Annotated in this window: 14 protein-coding genes and 3 tRNA genes; 3 read left to right on the top strand and 14 right to left on the bottom strand. The window is 44.0% G+C overall.

Going from position 1 to position 17,139, the window contains the following annotated elements; all coding sequences use genetic code 11:
• Positions 1–38: 38 nt before the first annotated feature.
• From ACP7AE_RS04300 to ACP7AE_RS04255, 10 genes are all read right to left on the bottom strand, one after another.
• Positions 39–980, bottom strand: a complete 942-nt coding sequence (locus ACP7AE_RS04300) for a DMT family transporter (RefSeq protein WP_426241569.1) — start codon at positions 978–980, stop codon at positions 39–41.
• Positions 973–2,169 (bottom strand): flavin monoamine oxidase family protein, encoded by a 1,197-nt coding sequence (locus ACP7AE_RS04295; protein WP_426241567.1) that lies wholly within the window; start codon positions 2,167–2,169, stop codon positions 973–975. Before ACP7AE_RS04295 ends, ACP7AE_RS04300 begins: the two co-directional genes overlap by 8 nt.
• Before the next feature lie 50 nt (positions 2,170–2,219).
• Positions 2,220–2,642, bottom strand: coding sequence for a tetratricopeptide repeat protein (locus ACP7AE_RS04290; RefSeq protein ID WP_426241565.1), 423 nt, complete (start codon positions 2,640–2,642; stop codon positions 2,220–2,222).
• Positions 2,643–2,842: 200 nt separating this feature from the next.
• Complete coding sequence (locus ACP7AE_RS04285) at positions 2,843–3,331, bottom strand: hypothetical protein (protein ID WP_087814515.1); 489 nt, start codon at positions 3,329–3,331, stop codon at positions 2,843–2,845.
• A gap of 160 nt (positions 3,332–3,491) precedes the next feature.
• Positions 3,492–3,983 (bottom strand): M48 metallopeptidase family protein, encoded by a 492-nt coding sequence (locus ACP7AE_RS04280; RefSeq protein WP_045455132.1) that lies wholly within the window; start codon positions 3,981–3,983, stop codon positions 3,492–3,494.
• A 190-nt stretch (positions 3,984–4,173) separates the two neighbouring features.
• Positions 4,174–6,219, bottom strand: coding sequence for a choline BCCT transporter BetT (gene betT / locus ACP7AE_RS04275; RefSeq protein WP_087814470.1), 2,046 nt, complete (start codon positions 6,217–6,219; stop codon positions 4,174–4,176).
• A 257-nt stretch (positions 6,220–6,476) separates the two neighbouring features.
• Positions 6,477–8,177 (bottom strand): choline dehydrogenase, encoded by a 1,701-nt coding sequence (gene betA / locus ACP7AE_RS04270; protein WP_426241562.1) that lies wholly within the window; start codon positions 8,175–8,177, stop codon positions 6,477–6,479.
• Positions 8,178–8,294: 117 nt separating this feature from the next.
• Positions 8,295–9,809, bottom strand: a complete 1,515-nt coding sequence (gene betB, locus ACP7AE_RS04265) for a betaine-aldehyde dehydrogenase (protein WP_426241560.1) — start codon at positions 9,807–9,809, stop codon at positions 8,295–8,297.
• Between the two features lie 172 nt (positions 9,810–9,981).
• Positions 9,982–10,554 carry a TetR/AcrR family transcriptional regulator gene (locus ACP7AE_RS04260; protein ID WP_426241558.1) on the bottom strand — a complete coding sequence of 191 codons (573 nt, stop codon included), beginning with the start codon at positions 10,552–10,554 and terminating at the stop codon, positions 9,982–9,984.
• A gap of 1 nt (position 10,555) precedes the next feature.
• Positions 10,556–10,900 (bottom strand): DMT family transporter, encoded by a 345-nt coding sequence (locus tag ACP7AE_RS04255; RefSeq protein WP_055125113.1) that lies wholly within the window; start codon positions 10,898–10,900, stop codon positions 10,556–10,558.
• Positions 10,901–11,386: 486 nt separating this feature from the next.
• Here ACP7AE_RS04255 and ACP7AE_RS04250 point away from each other — a divergent pair.
• The 3 genes from ACP7AE_RS04250 to ACP7AE_RS04240 all read left to right on the top strand — a co-directional run bounded on the left by ACP7AE_RS04250 (position 11,387) and on the right by ACP7AE_RS04240 (position 13,143).
• Positions 11,387–11,462: transfer RNA gene (locus tag ACP7AE_RS04250), tRNA-Asn, on the top strand.
• Between the two features lie 374 nt (positions 11,463–11,836).
• Positions 11,837–12,178, top strand: coding sequence for a hypothetical protein (locus ACP7AE_RS04245; protein WP_045447190.1), 342 nt, complete (start codon positions 11,837–11,839; stop codon positions 12,176–12,178).
• Between the two features lie 230 nt (positions 12,179–12,408).
• On the top strand, positions 12,409–13,143 hold the full coding sequence (locus ACP7AE_RS04240; protein ID WP_426241556.1) for a hypothetical protein: 735 nt from the start codon (positions 12,409–12,411) through the stop codon (positions 13,141–13,143).
• A gap of 92 nt (positions 13,144–13,235) precedes the next feature.
• Here ACP7AE_RS04240 and ACP7AE_RS04235 read toward each other — a convergent pair.
• The 4 genes from ACP7AE_RS04235 to ACP7AE_RS04220 form a co-directional block, all read right to left on the bottom strand.
• Positions 13,236–13,326 (bottom strand) — tRNA-Ser (locus tag ACP7AE_RS04235).
• 83 nt (positions 13,327–13,409) lie between these two features.
• Positions 13,410–13,500: transfer RNA gene (locus tag ACP7AE_RS04230), tRNA-Ser, on the bottom strand.
• Between the two features lie 162 nt (positions 13,501–13,662).
• Positions 13,663–14,853 (bottom strand): type I glyceraldehyde-3-phosphate dehydrogenase, encoded by a 1,191-nt coding sequence (locus ACP7AE_RS04225; protein WP_426241554.1) that lies wholly within the window; start codon positions 14,851–14,853, stop codon positions 13,663–13,665.
• 176 nt (positions 14,854–15,029) lie between these two features.
• Entirely contained in the window at positions 15,030–16,955 is a 1,926-nt protein-coding gene (locus ACP7AE_RS04220) for an AAA family ATPase (protein WP_426241552.1), read from the bottom strand.
• Positions 16,956–17,139 lie beyond the last annotated feature (184 nt).

Below are 17,139 nucleotides of genomic sequence, written 5' to 3'. Positions count from 1 at the left end.
TTAGCGTATTTGTGAGCGCTATATCCCAATGGTCATCTTTACATACCTTCTGTCGATGTGGTCGCCATTTTCACCCCGCCCCATGTCACCAAACCAACGCCCAATGCGATCAATGAAGCACCCAAAAACAACCCTTCTGGCGGCATCTCACCCTGCAAAAAAATAGCCACTGGCACACCGACAACTGCGCCGACCGAGCCTAATAAACTTAATAAAACAGGACCACCGGTTTTTTGTAATAAAAACAACAATAAGAATTGACCCGCAAATACGGCGGCTTGTATGCCAATCAAACCTAGCGGCAACCAGTCTAGCGGCATATTCACTGAAAAATTAGGCAATACACTAAATGACAGCAGCAACAGCGACGCCGCGATTAGCATACCTGGCGCGAGTGCGCTAGGTGATGCCTTATCAGGCCAGCGTAAGGTACGATATATATTACCAATAGCCAATAATACTGGCCCGCAAAGCGCGATCAAAATCCAAAAAGTACTGGCGTCTGGCGTCGAAAACTTACGCGCTGCCAATACTCCTGCACCAAGAAGCGCCGCGGCCACACTCAAAGCACGGACGATATTAAACTGCTCCATCCGCAGTGCCAATGCGCCAAGATAAGTCAACAATGGTGGAAGCGAGATAATGAGCGCGACGAAACCTGCACCCACATGTGGGATAGCCGAAAACAGTAGTAAATTAGAACCTGCAACACTGATGAGCGCGGCCACAAAATAGTATTCAAAGCTACGCGCATTTAAGGGAGGTAATTCGTGCCGTATGAAGGCAACGATCAATAAAATAGCAGCAGCGCCCGTGATGGACCAAAAGAGAAATGCCAGTGGTGTAATACCTATCTCACCAGCATATTTTGCCAAATTGGTAGAAATACCAATCAGACCTCCTCCACCTAACAAGCAAGCAAAAGGGATGAGCCATGTGCTGGTGTTGCGAGAAGCTTGCTGTTCTAAAGACTCACTCATCAACTATCCTATTGGGTAGCGACGCTGATGACGATAGCCCATCAGACAAACCTAAATCTAAACCTTGTACTGCTTTATTTGCCGCGTCGATAGCACCAGCAATATAACCAGGAAACGCCTCTGACCATTCACTTGCGCTGCCCGTTAGGCAGTCTTGCCATACCCCTGTGTTTGGCTTAGCGTTCGGTGCGCCAGCATGTTGACCTGCGCCACTGGCATCAGCAGGCGTCGCGGTCAATGAATCTTGCGCCCAGTCTTTCAGATACTCAGCCGTTGGCGTCTCTGCCTGTGCACCAAATAAACGTACCAACTGCGCGCGGCAATGGGCTTTTAGCTCTGTTTCAGAGACGCTTTGACGGACGTGAGCAGGAACCCCAAAGAAGCCAAACAATGCACCTTCGCCCTCTACCAAGGACGCATCATGAATCTCAGTAAGCGGTCCTACTGCACTGCGCGCTGAACCCGATAGTTCTTGATTGCGCCAAAAGGGCGACTCATAAACCGCCACATATTTGGCATGTGGCGCCATCCATGTCGCAGTTTCTTGCCATTCTGTTATCAACGGCTGTGGTAAAGCAGGTTCAAACTTGATGTTACTCGCCGCCAAACGAGGCGGTAGCGCAAGAAGCACATGCTGCGCGTGATAAGTAGTTATTTGACCAGCTGTCATCTGTTCAGAGCTGCATTCGCTCTCTATGTCGATATAGTGATCAGTCTTGATTACACGCTTTACGATTTGCCCCGTGATAATGCGCGTAGGATTTAAGCGCGCATACAGAGCATCAGTCAAGGATGCCATACCACCGACGAGACGCATAGACGGTGGCGAGCTTTGATAGCCTTGGGTACGGATAGGCAGCTCATTGGCAGCACGTTCAATCATCATGTCGCCGTCTTCGAATTGCGCAAAACATGGTAAATTTAACATTTCAATAAGGCTGCTCAACTGCGGCTGATACTCTGGCCAAAACCACGACGGCCCTAAATCAAAGCCATCGTTTGATTTTTCATGGTCGATACTTTGACTACTAGCATTCTGATCTACTAATGATTTCGCAACAGCGATGCGTCCGCCCAATCTATCGCGAGCCTCAAGCAATATATAATCGATGCCTCGTTGCTCTAACAAAAACGCTGCATATAAGCCACTCAAACCACCACCGATAATTGCAATAGGTAGGTTTTGCATAACAAATCATTCCTGCTTAATTGAAGATTTTTCAGTACTCAGTATCGAAGTTATTCAGCCAACAACTTGGTAAGCAGCTCGTCTATCTCAACCTTAAATTCTTTATCTTCAATCTTATTAGCCGTAATTTTGGCATTCTGTAGACTTTGAATAGCCGCTTCTTTGTTACCTGTCTCAAGCTGTAACACTGCAATAGAAAAAGTAATCGACGATAAATGATCTTTTGAATTAATCGCAGTCGCTTTGGCTAAGGCCTTGTCATAAATAACTAAGGCTTCGTCTAAATCTTCGGTAAAGTCAGCCAATGTTTCCCACTGTTCTGGATGGTCTTTATCGGTATTTTCATTATCATTACAAATGGCTTCTAATTCAGCATAAAACCCATCAAATGCTGCTTGATTGCCTATACGATCAGCTTCCAATAACTCTTCAGCTAAGGTATAAATTGCTTTATAAATTTTGGTATTAATCATTGCTCATAACCTTTTATGAATTAGGATCTATGGTACTTGTTTTTCAGCCAAGAGTACTTGGCGAATATTACTTGGTAAACAGTGCTTAGCTGGGATTATAACGCAATTCCACTAGCCAAAATGACTGACACAAAAAAAGGATGCGATAGTCGATATCACACCCTTTTTATTCATCAAACTACTAATTATTTTTTATCTGCCTAAAAGCTCATTATCTTGGTGGTTTGATCGACCATTAACGCTCCGATATCAGCAGGATCAGCAGCACTCACGCCGTCAATCAGTGCCGATTGGTCAATACCCTTACCCGGTAGATAAAGTGCACAAACCTCAACCTTGGTATTGGTATTCTTCATGACCATTTGCATCAAACCCTGTGGACTCATATTTTTAGGCGGTTGCGCTGTGGTCACACTTTTTGGCGCATCACGGAGTGCCATATCACCGGCTGGACCGCAGAGCAATACTCGAGTATTGGCACCTTGCTGCGCTGATTGCATGGTCAGTACCATCGACATCAGCTGCACTTGAGCATCGTCTGATGTCACATTTATCAACACCGATGGCGTCGGTTTTTTATTCTCTGGAATGACGTCACTCTTTTGTGACATGGCATTGGTCGCTGTACAGCCAACCATCAGTGAGGCGGCGCTTATAGCAAGTGCAGTAGCAACTATCCGTTTCATCATCTTCTCCATTTATCAACAATCATTAAAATCATCGTTATTAAATTATACACTAAAATATATTAACAAAAGGTATAATATTATTTATGATAAGAAAGTTATGATAAGAAATATAATCTGTGGCGTGTCCTCATTTTGAGAAGAAAAGGATACAGCACTGCGATCACCTCAATTCGCGCCAGTGCAACCACAACCGCGTATCAAGCTCAAACTGATGATACTCAGGCTCCATATGACAGCATAATTGATAAAACGCTTTATTATGCTCATGCTCTTTAAAATGCGCTAACTCATGCACGACAATCATGCGCAAAAACTCAGGCGGCGCTTCTTGAAATAAGCTGGCCACGGTGATGCTGTTGTGGGATTTTAGCTTACTGCCCTGTATGCGAGACTGGGTGGTATGAATACCTAGCGCATGTTTGAGGACCGTTAATTTACTGCTATAGCTGACATTCGATAACTGTCCCACTTTGCGCATATATTGGTTTTTTATCTCATTGATATACTGATAAAGCGCCTTATCACTTTTTATTTGGTGCTGAGTGGGATACTTTTTTTCTAGATATGCGCCCAATGTACCATCGCTAATCAGCAATGCCGCTTGGGTTTGAACTTGCTCAGAATAATGAGCGATGTACTTTAATGTGGTCACAAACTTATCCTTTGCTAATATTTCGAAACTGATAATCCGAAACGTATCTTTATATATTTTACCCTATATCTACTGATTTTATTTTTCATAAAACAACCCCATAAGCTGCATTCAACTTATGGGGTTGTTTGTTACGATGTTTTTACTTAAGTGTTTTTACTTCAATATTCAGGACGTGTTGATAAATCAATTAACGCTCTAAATGTAGATACTGCAAATGGCGCTCGTACTGATTTAAGATATCGACCAACACTTGCTCTTTGGAGTAACCAACCAAGTCATACTCTTGTGAGCCTTCACTTAAGAACACTTCCGCACGGTAATAGTACTCTGCATTCTTAGTTGAGGTGCTCAATGTAAAGTTAGGACGCTCAGCTTTAATCAAATTCACTTCATAAATAAAGTCGTCTTCATCGCCATGTCCAACTCGCAATTTTAGACCATCTATTTGACCGCTACTCTCATCCAGTCCTTCATCTATATCTTGTCCGATATGTTCAGGGTTACGGATGTCCAAAGAGGTTTTTAGACCGCCTGCCGCAAACTCTTTTTCAACTTCCGTCATGGCAGGTCTAACCACATTTTGTAAAAAGCGTTCAACTTGTGCATGTCTAGGGAAACTGACGATACGTTGCAAGCGTGCTTTCCAGCTCTTACCACTATCAAGCACATTAGCCGTACCAATCGTACTGGCTTTGCGTTTATTACCTTCTTCTTTTAGCGACTTCCACATTGACATCATATAAAGTACAAGGATAAGCGAGAATGGCAAACCAGCAATTACAGATACTGACTGCAATGAGGCAAAGCCACCAGCAAACAATAATCCCAAAGTGATAAGACCTGTTGCTGCTGCCCAAAACAGACGCAACCAAACCGGGGCATCGGTGTCATTGGTCATGCCGCGTGAGCTCAAGTTCGCTAATACTAAAGCACCCGAATCCGCTGAGGTCACAAAGAATACTAAACCAATGACCACACCAGCGAATGATAAAACGTCACTGTAAGGAAAATACTCAAACAAGGCAAACATACCCATGGCGGCGTCATTAACAGCGATTTCACCAAGCTCAGTGGCACCATTAGCAACCAAGTCTATTGCCGAATTGCCAAAGATAGAGAACCAGGCAAAAATGAAACCAAGCGGAATAAACATCACGCCAAAGACAAACTCACGTAAGGTACGACCACGGCTAATACGCGCGATAAATAGACCAACAAACGGTGCCCAAGCGACCCACCATGCCCAGAAAAATATCGTCCAGCCTGATTTCCAATCAGCACCAGCAGTACCGTCATAGGCATATACATCAAAAGTTTTAAAGAGAATGGTTTGGAAATATTGACCAATATTTTGGGTGAAAGTATTCAGCAAGTACACCGTATTACCCATCACCAATATGGCGATTAATAGTAATATCGACGATAGCATATTAAATTCAGATAAGCGGCGTACGCCCTTTTCCACACCTGTCATCGCCGAAATAGCCGCAGCAGCAACGACACCTACAATAATAAGCGTCTGTACTGTTTTGCTCGATTCGATACCGAAGACATGAGTCAGTCCAGCATTGGCCTGCAATACCCCAATGCCTAAGCTGGTGGCGATACCCATCAAGGTACAAACAACACCAAAGGTATCAATACCATCACCAAGCCAGCCCTTGATTAAACGCTCGCCAAAGATAGGCGTCAGTGGTGAACGCAGCGCCAATGGCATGTTTTTACGATACGCAAAGTACGCCAATGCCATACCGATGAGTGCATAAATACCCCAACCATGTAGACCCCAATGTAAAAAGGTTTGCGCAAGTGCTTCGCGCATGGCTTCTGCACTGGCAGGCTCCAGCCCCGTATGCGGCGTTAAATAATGCATCAATGGCTCAGAGGCACCAAAAAACAGTAAATCAATACCGATACCCGCAGAGAACAGCATCGCGGCCCATGCTAGGAAAGGAAACTGGGCTTTTTCGTGATCTTGCCCAAGCTTGATATCGCCGTATTTAGAAAAACCAACAAATAGTGCAAATATACTGTAAGCGGCAACCACCAGCATGTAATACCAGCCAAAACTCTCTGATACCCATGCCATGCTTGAGCTTAACAATGTCTCACTATAATCTGGAAACGCAATCGTCCAGATAATTAATAAAATAGAAATAATAGCTGAACCTAAAAAAACCGTCTTGTTTAGAGTCAGGGGTTTCGTCGCATCTTTTGATGGCGAGCTGTACATAAAAGACCTCAATAGGTAAATTAAACAGGGTCTGATATTGATTTGTCCGTCATAATTTGAGGACTGTATGACGCACAAAGCAGTACCAATAAATAAAAATTGCGATGTAAATAAAAATTTAAATGACAATCAAAGGCAGCCATAACAGTATTAAAAATACTTAATACGTTAGCGCTGATGAAAAAGACCTTTGCGTGGAAAGGTCTTCTTATTGAAATTGCTTATATATTTCATTGCCTAATAGCTCATATAGCTCTTTAGACAGTAGAGCGGTAAGCGCGCATCGGCTCAGTTCTAAGCGGTGCACCATTGGCAACGTAATAGTCTACCGTCGAGCGTGGCAACTGCTTACCACGCATCTTATCGACGATTTTTTCGGCAAGCATAATGGTGGTGGCGTTTAGATTGCCACTGATGATATTTGGCATAATCGACGCATCAACGACGCGCAAGCTATCGATGCCGTGTACGAGTCCTTCGCCATTGACCACCGAATCATTACCTTCACCCATCGCACAAGTACACGACGGATGATAAGCCGTTTCGCTATGATTACGAACATATTCGTCTAGCTGCGCATCGGTCACCAAGTCATCGGTTGGCGCAATCGAGCGACCACGATAAGGATCAAGTGCTGGCTGATGCATAATTTCACGGGTGATGCGCATTGCCGCACGGAACTCGTGCCAGTCTTGGTCGTGCGACATATAGTTAAATAAGATACTTGGATGGGCGCTTGGGTCTTTCGAAGTTAGCTTGACGCGACCACGACTTGGCGAGCGCAATGAGCCCACATGCGCTTGAAAACTGTGCGACTTCACGGCACTACGACCATCGTAGCGCACTGCTAATGGCAAGAAGTGGTACTGGATATTAGGATGGGTAAACTTCTCATCGGTACGAATAAAACCGCCACCTTCGAACTGATTTGACGCGCCAAGTCCTGTGCCATTGAATAACCACTCGGCACCGATGGCAGGCTTATTCCACCATTTATTGGCAGGCGCAATCGACACTGGCAGCTTACATTCGTACTGCATATACAGCTCTAAATGGTCTTGTAGATTATTACCAACACCCGGTAAATCTAAAATCTCATTGATACCCAAATCTTTGAGCCATTGACCAGGACCAATACCAGAGCGCTGCAATAATTGCGGCGAGGCAATAGCACCCGATGAAACAATCACTTCACGAGACGCATGAAAGTTCTTGGTTTGACCTTGATGTTCTACCTTTACACCGATAGCACGCTTACCATCAAACAAAATAACATCGGTCAGCGCACCCGTCAAAATCGTGATATTGCTGCGCGGTTTAGCACGGTCTAGATACCCACGTGCCGTTGACGCGCGGCGACCATTAGGCGTCACAAAACGATCCATCGGCCCAAAGCCTTCTTGTTGATAGCCGTTTAAATCATCCGTGCTTGGATAGCCTGCTTGCACGCCTGCTTCGATCATCGCTTGGAACAGCGGATTGACTCCTGGCTTGGAAGTGGTCATCTCGACGGGACCACCGACGCCATGATAGTCATTTTCACCAGCATCGCGATTTTCTAACTTTTTGAAATACGGTAAGCAGTCCAAATAGGTCCAATCTTCTAAACCTTTGATTTTCGCCCAATCGTCAAAATCCAAGGCATTACCACGGATATAACACATCCCATTAATCAGAGACGAGCCACCTAACCCTTTACCGCGACCACAATCCATGACGCGGTTGTTCATATAGGGCTCAGGATCGGTTTTATAACCCCAGTTATAAGTAGTACCTTGCAACGGCATAGCGAGCGCTGCTGGCATCTGCGTACGAAAGTCTAAGCGATGGTCTGGACGACCCGCCTCTAACAGCAACACCTTAATGTTGGCATCTTCGGTCAAACGGGTGGCCAGCACATTGCCTGCTGAGCCTGCGCCGACGATGATGTAGTCATATTCAGGTGTGGTTGATGTCATAAAACGCTCCATAATATTAAAAAATCCATCATTTCATATCAGTAAGGCGGTGCCAAAAGGACAAATTAGTCCTAATAATTCAGCCTTACCGATTTAAAGCTCTCACAATACAACTGCTTAAAATACCGATTCAAACTTACCAAGCTCTACTTGGATAGATTTGGTCTGTGTATAGTGCTCAAGGGCTTCAATGCCGTTTTCGCGGCCAATACCTGAGTGCTTATAACCGCCCACTGGCATTTGTGCGGCTGACTCGCCCCACGTATTTAACCAGCAAATACCCGCTTCAATCTGTGCAATCACGCGATGAGCGCGAGTCAAATCAGCGGTCACGACTCCTGCTGCCAAGCCGTATTCGGTATCATTGGCACGACGAATCACTTCTTCTTCAGTCTCATAAGTCAATATCGACATCACTGGACCAAAGATTTCTTCGCGCACGATAGTCATATCGTCGCTGCAATCCGTAAACACAGTCGGTGCGACAAATGCACCATTCGCAAGCCCTTCAGTCGTAACACGTTCACCGCCTGTTAGCAGACGAGCACCACTCGCTTTACCTTGCTCGATATAGCCAAGCACTCTGTCCATATGTGGGAAGCTGACCAATGGACCCATATTAATACTTTCATCCATTGGATCGCCCAATTTAATACGCTCGACGCGCAATAATATGGCTTCTTCAAACTTGGCTTGTAAGGCTTTAGGGATAAACACGCGCGTGCCATTGGTACAGACTTGACCACTGCTATAGAAGTTCGCCATCATCGCAATATCAGCGGCGGTATCGATGTCCGCATCATCAAATATAATCAAGGGCGACTTACCGCCAAGCTCTAATGTCACATCTTTAAGCGACGAAGATGCGGCACTTTCCATCACTTTTTTACCCGTTGGTAAGCCACCCGTAAATGATACCTTTGCGATATCAGGATGCTGTGTTAACGCTTCGCCGACTTTATAATCCCCTTGCACGACGTTGAATACGCCGTCTGGTAAGCCCGCTTCTGTCAATATTTCTGCCAGTTTTAGCGCGGTTAACGGTGTGACTTCTGAGGGTTTAAAAATCATCGCATTGCCAGCTGCTAATGCTGGTGCTGCTTTCCACATCGCGATTTGAATAGGATAGTTCCACGCACCGATACCTGCGACGACGCCAAGTGGCTCGCGGCGAGTATAGACAAAGCTAGTATCACGCAATGGAATCTGACGACCTTCAATCATCGACGCAAGCCCTGCATAATACTCAACGACATCAGCACCAGTCACGATATCGACATATTTGGTTTCAGAGAGTGCTTTGCCCGTGTCTTTGGTTTCAAGTAACGCGAGTACATCGTTGCGCTCACGTAATAGTGCAACCGCCTTTAGCAAAATACGACTGCGCTCAACCGCGGTCATCGCCGCCCAAACTTTTTGACCTTTTTGTGCCGCTTTTACGGCTTCATTAATCTGTTCACTGGTCGTTTGCTGAACGGTAGTTAACACTTCACCCGTGGCTGGATTGATGTCTTCAAAAGTAGCAAGCGATTCGTCGATTGCTAAGTAACGACCATTAATATAAGCAGTTTGTATTTGTTTTAAATCAATGATGTCTGTTAAGTTGTTTAGGTCTGTTTTTGAATCTGTCATGCGGTGCTCCTATTAACGACTGGCAAAAGCCTTATAAACAAGCTAATGCTAAATGATGTCTTCATGGGTTAAATGTTTAAAATAAATTTATATAGCCTATTGCTACAAGCCTGTCTTTCAATAATTTTTTGATAAAAAATGCTTATTTGATCAATCATTTAAGAACAATATTTTATTCATTATCAGGTTGCGTCATTTTTATCAAACGCTTATGAATAGAGGTTTTATCTGAGATACTAATGCCTGAAAAATCAGAGAGCCAAATACCATCAGCCACCAGACGCACCATACATAATGTTTCGGTATTGTCGGTTGCTTGATGTTTCTTTAATTGTGCATTTGCCCACTTGGCCCACAACTCACGTAACTCGCTATCGCCTAGCATCAATGCATATAAGGTTGCTTGACTATCGAGCTCTTCCTGCCCCTTTTCGCCTAAGCTAATCGTGGCATTGATATAAGCACGAGTAAAAGAGCCATAATGCACAGGGTCTTCTGCCATGGCTTGATTAACTTCTGCCTCAAACCTCGCCATCGCATCATGAAACACTTCAAGAATGAGTGCATTTTTAGTGGTGAAATGATGCATCACCCCGCCTTTGGTCACCCCGACCGCATCAGCGACCGCCTGAAAGGTCACTTTTGATAAGCCCTGCTCTAACGTGATTCGCGCTGCATGATCTAGTAGCGCACGACGGACAACTTCGGGCTGTTTTTTACGTTTGTAAGCGTTTTCCATTTCCATATCAGTGCACCACAGAATTAGAGAATAAGTTCATCACCACGACACCGCCCACAATCATAGCGATACCAACCACAGCTGCTGTATCAAGACTTTGCTTAAAAAACATCAAGCCTACGAGCGATGTCAGCACAATCCCCAATCCGCCCCACAGTGCATAAGCAATACCAAGCGGTATGGTTTTGATGGTTTGTGTTAATAAGTAAAATGAGATGGCATAAAGCACACCCATAATCAGGGTCGGCACCAAACGCGTAAACTGCTCTGACTTGACTAAAAAGGTCGTGCCAACCACTTCGCAAATGATGGCGATGGCTAGATAACCGTAGGCAATAGTGGTGGGACTCATAATTAGGTTACCTGTCTCAGATTGATCACATATTAATAATGTATATACATTAAAGAAACCATACGGTCGGTATTCTATAGAAATATTCTAGCAATGTGAAGGGCTGTTTCTGATTTTTTTGTTTCGAGGGAGGTACAGATTGTTTTACTATTCAAAAAGATAGCCGACTTGTCTAATCAAATTAGCGCTAGATTTTATATCCAACTTACATGAATAAGGATTTTAGCCATTTTTAGCCCATTTAGAGATTTATTGATTGAATTGAAAACACGCCCTAGTCAACAAATAATATTTTAGCGGTCAAAATTTGCCAAAACAGCCCGCTTTATAAGGGATTGCTGGTTATTTTTGACAGATAACAACAATATTTATAATTAATGGCATAATAAGGTTGACAGCCTATAACAACTTGGCTAAAATGTGCCCCACATAACGCAAACAAGACAAGCAATAGCGCTTATCTAACTTATCGTTATACCAACTTATTCTCCAATAGCTCAGTTGGTAGAGCAACGGACTGTTAATCCGTGTGTCCCTGGTTCGAGCCCAGGTTGGAGAGCCATATACTAAAAACCTTCATCATTATTTGATGAAGGTTTTTTTATGGTTGCCGTTTTCAATTAAGAGGATAGCCGCAATCTTAGGGCGTGTCCTCATTTTAAAAGTGGTGACAAAAATGAGATAAATTGCCGTCAAACAAGGACAGTAACGCAAATAATATCGAGAGATTAATAAGCTATTTGACGATGTTTGGCAAAATTTAGCCATTTTTAGCCCATTTAGAGGTTAATCGATTGAATTGAGGACACGTCCTAGTACGATTGGCATGGCTACGGTGTTCTTTTAGGCGTTTTTGTTGTATGGTAAGGATAGTTTTGATTGGGTTAGTTTTTGTCTGAGTGCTTTACTCCTACTCACTAAAAATAATGGTTTATTATGATACCTGTACGTGTGAAAAATAAGTTTTCTGATCATCCGCAAAAAATCATGCGCCCGATCAGTATTCGTTTGTCTGAAGAGATGATTTCGCTATTAGAAGCCACTTCAAAAGAGTTGGGGTTTAAACGCATCCAAGGGCTTATTCGTTTATATATTCGTCAAGGGCTTGACCGCGATCATCAAGACTACACCCTAGCCCATGACGAGGTGTTCATCGAAAGCCTGCGTAAACGCGGGGTCAGCCAGCGTATTATTGATGAGGCCATTGTTGTGACCCACAATAATAATATTACTCACTCACTATCTGAGCTGCAAGAAAATGACCAGACTCATGACTAACCATTCAAACAGTCGTTAGGTGTTACTGCTGTTAATAAAAAAAGACTGAGTTTGCTTAACAGCACTCAGTCTTTTTTTGTGGGCGTAACAAAAATATGCCTATTTTGCTTGCGATACAGCATTTAGCGATAATTAAACACAACCTCTCATCAAACGAGGTATATTAAGAAAACGCTCATTATTTTGTTGTCATTCTTTATTATCCATAAAGATTTTTAAGGAGGTGTACGATGGCGAGTTTACATCAACGCTTGAATAAAGCTTTGTTATTGACGATTGCCTTAGCGATACTACCAATCGTTTCTGGTTGCTCACAGCCAACCGCGGATCCAACCAAAAAAACCATACCGACCAACTCAGATCAGTGGCAGAAAAAACTCGGCACCACTTTTGAGCAGTTACCTCAATCTGAGCAGCAATTACTCAGCCGCTACATGTTGCGAATGAAACTCAGCGGTGCCTATGAGTCGGGGGCGATGCCGCGTACCACTATCAAGCAAGCCCTTGTGCAACAGCGTGAATACGAACGACTACATCCAAACAATCCAACAGGTAAAAAAAGCCCCATCGTCAGCAGCCAGCCAGCTTATAGTGCCAATGCGCAGAACTACCCTGTCGCTCTACTACCAGTCAAAACCAGCGATAGTGACAGCTTAAATCAAGTAAAACTGCAGTTTATGCTCTCTAATCACGGCAAGATCGCCATTCAAAGCTTTAAGGGCACACTGACCATGCAAGATGCTAACTTGGCGCAGGGCAAAAGCTTTAACGTACCACTAACCCAGTTTGACCCGCCTATTAAACCAGAGCAGTCTGGTAAGATCATCATCGAGAGCAGTATTGAAGACATCAACGTTATGCGTGCCATTAAAAACACCAAAGACTTGACCATCATGATCAGTAAAGGCACATTGATATTGGAGAATGGGCAGGAAATTAAGTTTGATGAGTCGCTAATGAAATAAAAAAGTGCTGCAGAGTATTTATAAAATTATAGGATAAATATCCAGCATAAAAAAAAGCCCCAATCATCACTGATTGGGGCTTTTTTCGAATTTGGAGGAGACGGAGAGATTCGAACTCTCGAAGGGCTACAAACCCTTGTCGGTTTTCAAGACCGGTGCATTCAACCACTCTGCCACGTCTCCATTTGTGCGTTATTATAGCGATATAAAATAAAAATGCAACAAAAAAAGCCGCAATCATTAATAATGATTGCGGCTTTCGAATTTGGAGGAGACGGAGAGATTCGAACTCTCGAAGGGCTACAAACCCTTGTCGGTTTTCAAGACCGGTGCATTCAACCACTCTGCCACGTCTCCATTTGTGCATTATTATAGCGATATAACATGAGAATGCAAGCAATTAATTGCACGAATTTAAATTATTTTGATGCTATCGTTGATTCAGTTTAAAAAAGAGTCAAGGCAACTGCGTGCAGAGGTATATGTAATACTTCAATCGAGGTTAACGCGGTCACTCTATTATAGAGAATTGACGATAGGTTTTTTATGAGATGCCAGATGTAGACACATATCAAGTAGCCTATTGGCGTAACCCCATTCGTTGTCATACCATGCAAAAACCTTGTACTGGCTACCCACTTGCATGAGCTGCTGACCATCAATGATCAAAGACTCTGTCTGATGGATAAAATCACTGGATACCAATGGTTCATCCGTATAAGCCATGATGTCACGCAAATGTGCCTGACTGGCAGATTTGAGTGCCTCGCGGACTGCCTCGACAGACACATCGGGCGTATCAAAAACAAAGGTCACATCAATAGCCGCTACATCAATGGTAGGTACGCGTATCGAATGCCCATTTATCTTGCCTACCATAGCAGGTAGGACACGCTCTGTCGCCGCGATACTGCTAGAGGTGGTTGGAATAATGTTATAACCAGACGCGCGCGCGCGTCTTGGGTCACGGTGGGATTGATCAAGCACTGTTTGATCAGCGGTGACAGCATGAATCTCCGTCATCATTGCTGACTTTACCCCAAATGCGGTATCAAGCGTCGCAATCAAGGGAACCAAGGCCTGCGTGGTACAAGAAACGCTCGATATAATCGGCAGCTCACGTTTTAGCTCATCAGTATTAACGCCCATAACGATACAAGCATCGACATCATCAAATGGCGCCGCACCGATAATCACCTGCTGCGCGCCAGCCACTATGTGCAGTTGTGCTTGCTCATAAGAGCGAAAATGTCCGGTACACTCTAGTACCACATCGACACCCAGCGCCTGCCAAGGCAACTGCGCAGGGTTAGGTTCTGAGAATAAATTGATACAATAGGTATAATTGTTTTTTGTCAGACAAAGCTGTCTGGCGCTGTTATTGTTACTGTCATCGCTCGCTTCATCGTTGTTACTTGCCACAATATCAGCACTGACCCCAAGGCGACTTAGGCGACCATGCGTGCTGTCAAACTTTAATAAATGCAGCAAAATATCCGCTGGGGCTAAATCATTAATCGCCACGACATGGATCGCACGGCCTAATACCTCGAAGCGCTCTAGCAATGCCCGCAAAACGTTGCGCCCTATACGTCCAAAACCATTGATAGCAATCCTCAGTGGCTGTGTATGCTCACTAGATGCATGAAACGCCGCTGCTGCTACTGGGTCAGACGTTAATTGATAAGTGGCGCTCGAAAAATCAGGCATAAAAGGATATCGCTATAAAGGGATAAAAAAATTGAGCACTACAAAGTCAGCGCTACAATGAAATAAAACCAACAAGTTGTTAATCGGCTCTAAGAATTGTTATATAAAAGCTAAATGGCTTTGGTGAATGCTTTAACCCTGAATTGTCATACTCAGTATCAAGACACCATTGGGCATTAAGGCGTTATAAAAATCAGTGCCAAACGAATGGCATTGTAATCAATACTTTGCTTAAGATGATCGAATATTGGACGCAATTTAATACTGCCATCATCATTGAAATCATTTGGATTATTGGTGACTTTAATCGCGACGTAGGCATTACCAACCGCCGTCATCACCTCATCCTCTGGCCGCAAATGATCACAAGCAAGGCTTGGATCTTGTGATTTTAGGTCAGCAATATGACGCATAATCGTTGATTGTGAAAGCTGACGGGCTTGCGAGATTTCTGCAATCGACAAGCTTTCCTCTAATAATAATCGCGTCGCAAGCAAGGTACTGTCTGATTTGTCAGAAACTTGATTGCCCAGTTTCTGTTTTTTGTCTATTTGCGCTTGTTGTTGCTCGCGGCGCTTTTTTTGCAAAGTGGAGTAAGCATCAATCACTGATTTACTCAGCGTACCGCCCGATTTTAAAATAAACTTCTCATGTGCCTGAGTCATGCTCTCTTCATCAAGCATCGCATAATTGGCATCGGCTTCTTCTGACAGTACCAAAAACCGTTTGTCCGCGCCGCGTGCTAGCGGATCAAGCTGCAAACTCATGTCGTTCATACCGAGCAGCTGCAAACCTGCCAGCGACTTTAACCGTGACAATGCCACATAGCCTTGCCCTAGCTCAAAGGTGCGCGATAAGTCTATTTCAGCAGCATCGAGGGTCATGCCTTGTGACTTATGAATGGTAATCGCCCATGCTAGACAAAGCGGTACTTGCTCATAGCTTGCCAGCACATCTCCTGTCTCATCTTCGATAATCCATTCTTCCGGCTCAGCGATGACTTCACGCCCTGAATTGAGCCGAACCACGGGCATTTTTTGCGTCGTTGGCTTTTTGGCTTTGGGTTTCTCTTTTATGGCTTTTTTACCTTTGCCTTTTACAGTCTTATTCGTCTCACTTTCAGTATTTTCATCATCATCTTCGATTAAATCATCACTGCTGTCTTTGCTATCATCGATTTTAACAGCGGCAAAACCAATTAATTCACCCATCGTACCGTTGGACACACCAAGTTCAGTATTGTTTTTGATAAACATCACCTTGGCACCGACTTTTAGTACCAAATCATCTTGGGTACGTACCGTTTTTTTAAGGGTCTCAACCAATTTACTGTCGCCCGTAGACGTTGCGGTAAAGCGCATCATCTCGCCCTCTAACGCGGCAAGCTCTTTATCATTGATGCTATTAACGTTGAGATTATGGGTATAAAGACGTGTACGTTTGATATCGACATTTTGATCAAAAGTCGCCTCCAGCGCGGCAATTGATTCAAAAGTGACTTCCTGACGACGAATTTGGTTGAGAATATCGTCCAAATCAAGCCCGCCATTTGCCGCTTCACTAACCTGCCTGTGTTGCTCAGACAGATAGCAAATATGGAACTTGGCATCAAGCCACGCTTCAGACATAAAGGCAAATTTTTCACGGTTGGTTTCACCCTTACTACCAATCGGCGGCAGCTGAAAAAAGTCTCCTGCGACGACTACTTGAATACCACCAAAGGCTTTGTCATTTTTGCGAACATGCTTGAGTACTTGGCTGACCAAATTGAGCTGCTTAGCATGCAACATCGATATCTCATCAATGACCAATACCGCGGTGTCTTTTAGTCGGTCTGCCAAAAACTGCTTGCGTGATAACGTAGTCAAATCGCGGTCGCTCAACTCATCTTTGATACCGATGCCGGACCAGCTATGAATCGTTGTGCCATTCATGTGTGTGGCAGCAATACCAGTACTCGCAGTGACGGCGACAGGCACACGGCGCGCACGCAGATAGTCGATATATTGATTGAGAGTATAAGTCTTACCTGAACCTGCTGAGCCAGTCAAAAAGACATTTTGACCCGTTTTTAAGATATCAAGAGCAGAAGATTGACGCATATATCTAAACCAATTAAGTTAATAGTAATAAGACAAACAGCTTAAGAGCAAATAATAAGAGAAAAAGCTGCTAACAATTATAGCAGCTACATCCGTTTCGCGGACGACTTTAACCCTGATAAGCCACATAACTTAAAGTTATACGATACGAAATATATCATTATAAAAAGTCATTATCGCTCAT

This window comes from Psychrobacter sp. TWP2-1-2, from assembly GCF_049896785.1.
Taxonomy (GTDB): Bacteria; Pseudomonadota; Gammaproteobacteria; order Pseudomonadales; family Moraxellaceae; genus Psychrobacter.
The sequence above is the reverse complement of the archived record's forward strand: the minus strand, read 5'-3'. Positions and strand labels throughout refer to the sequence as shown.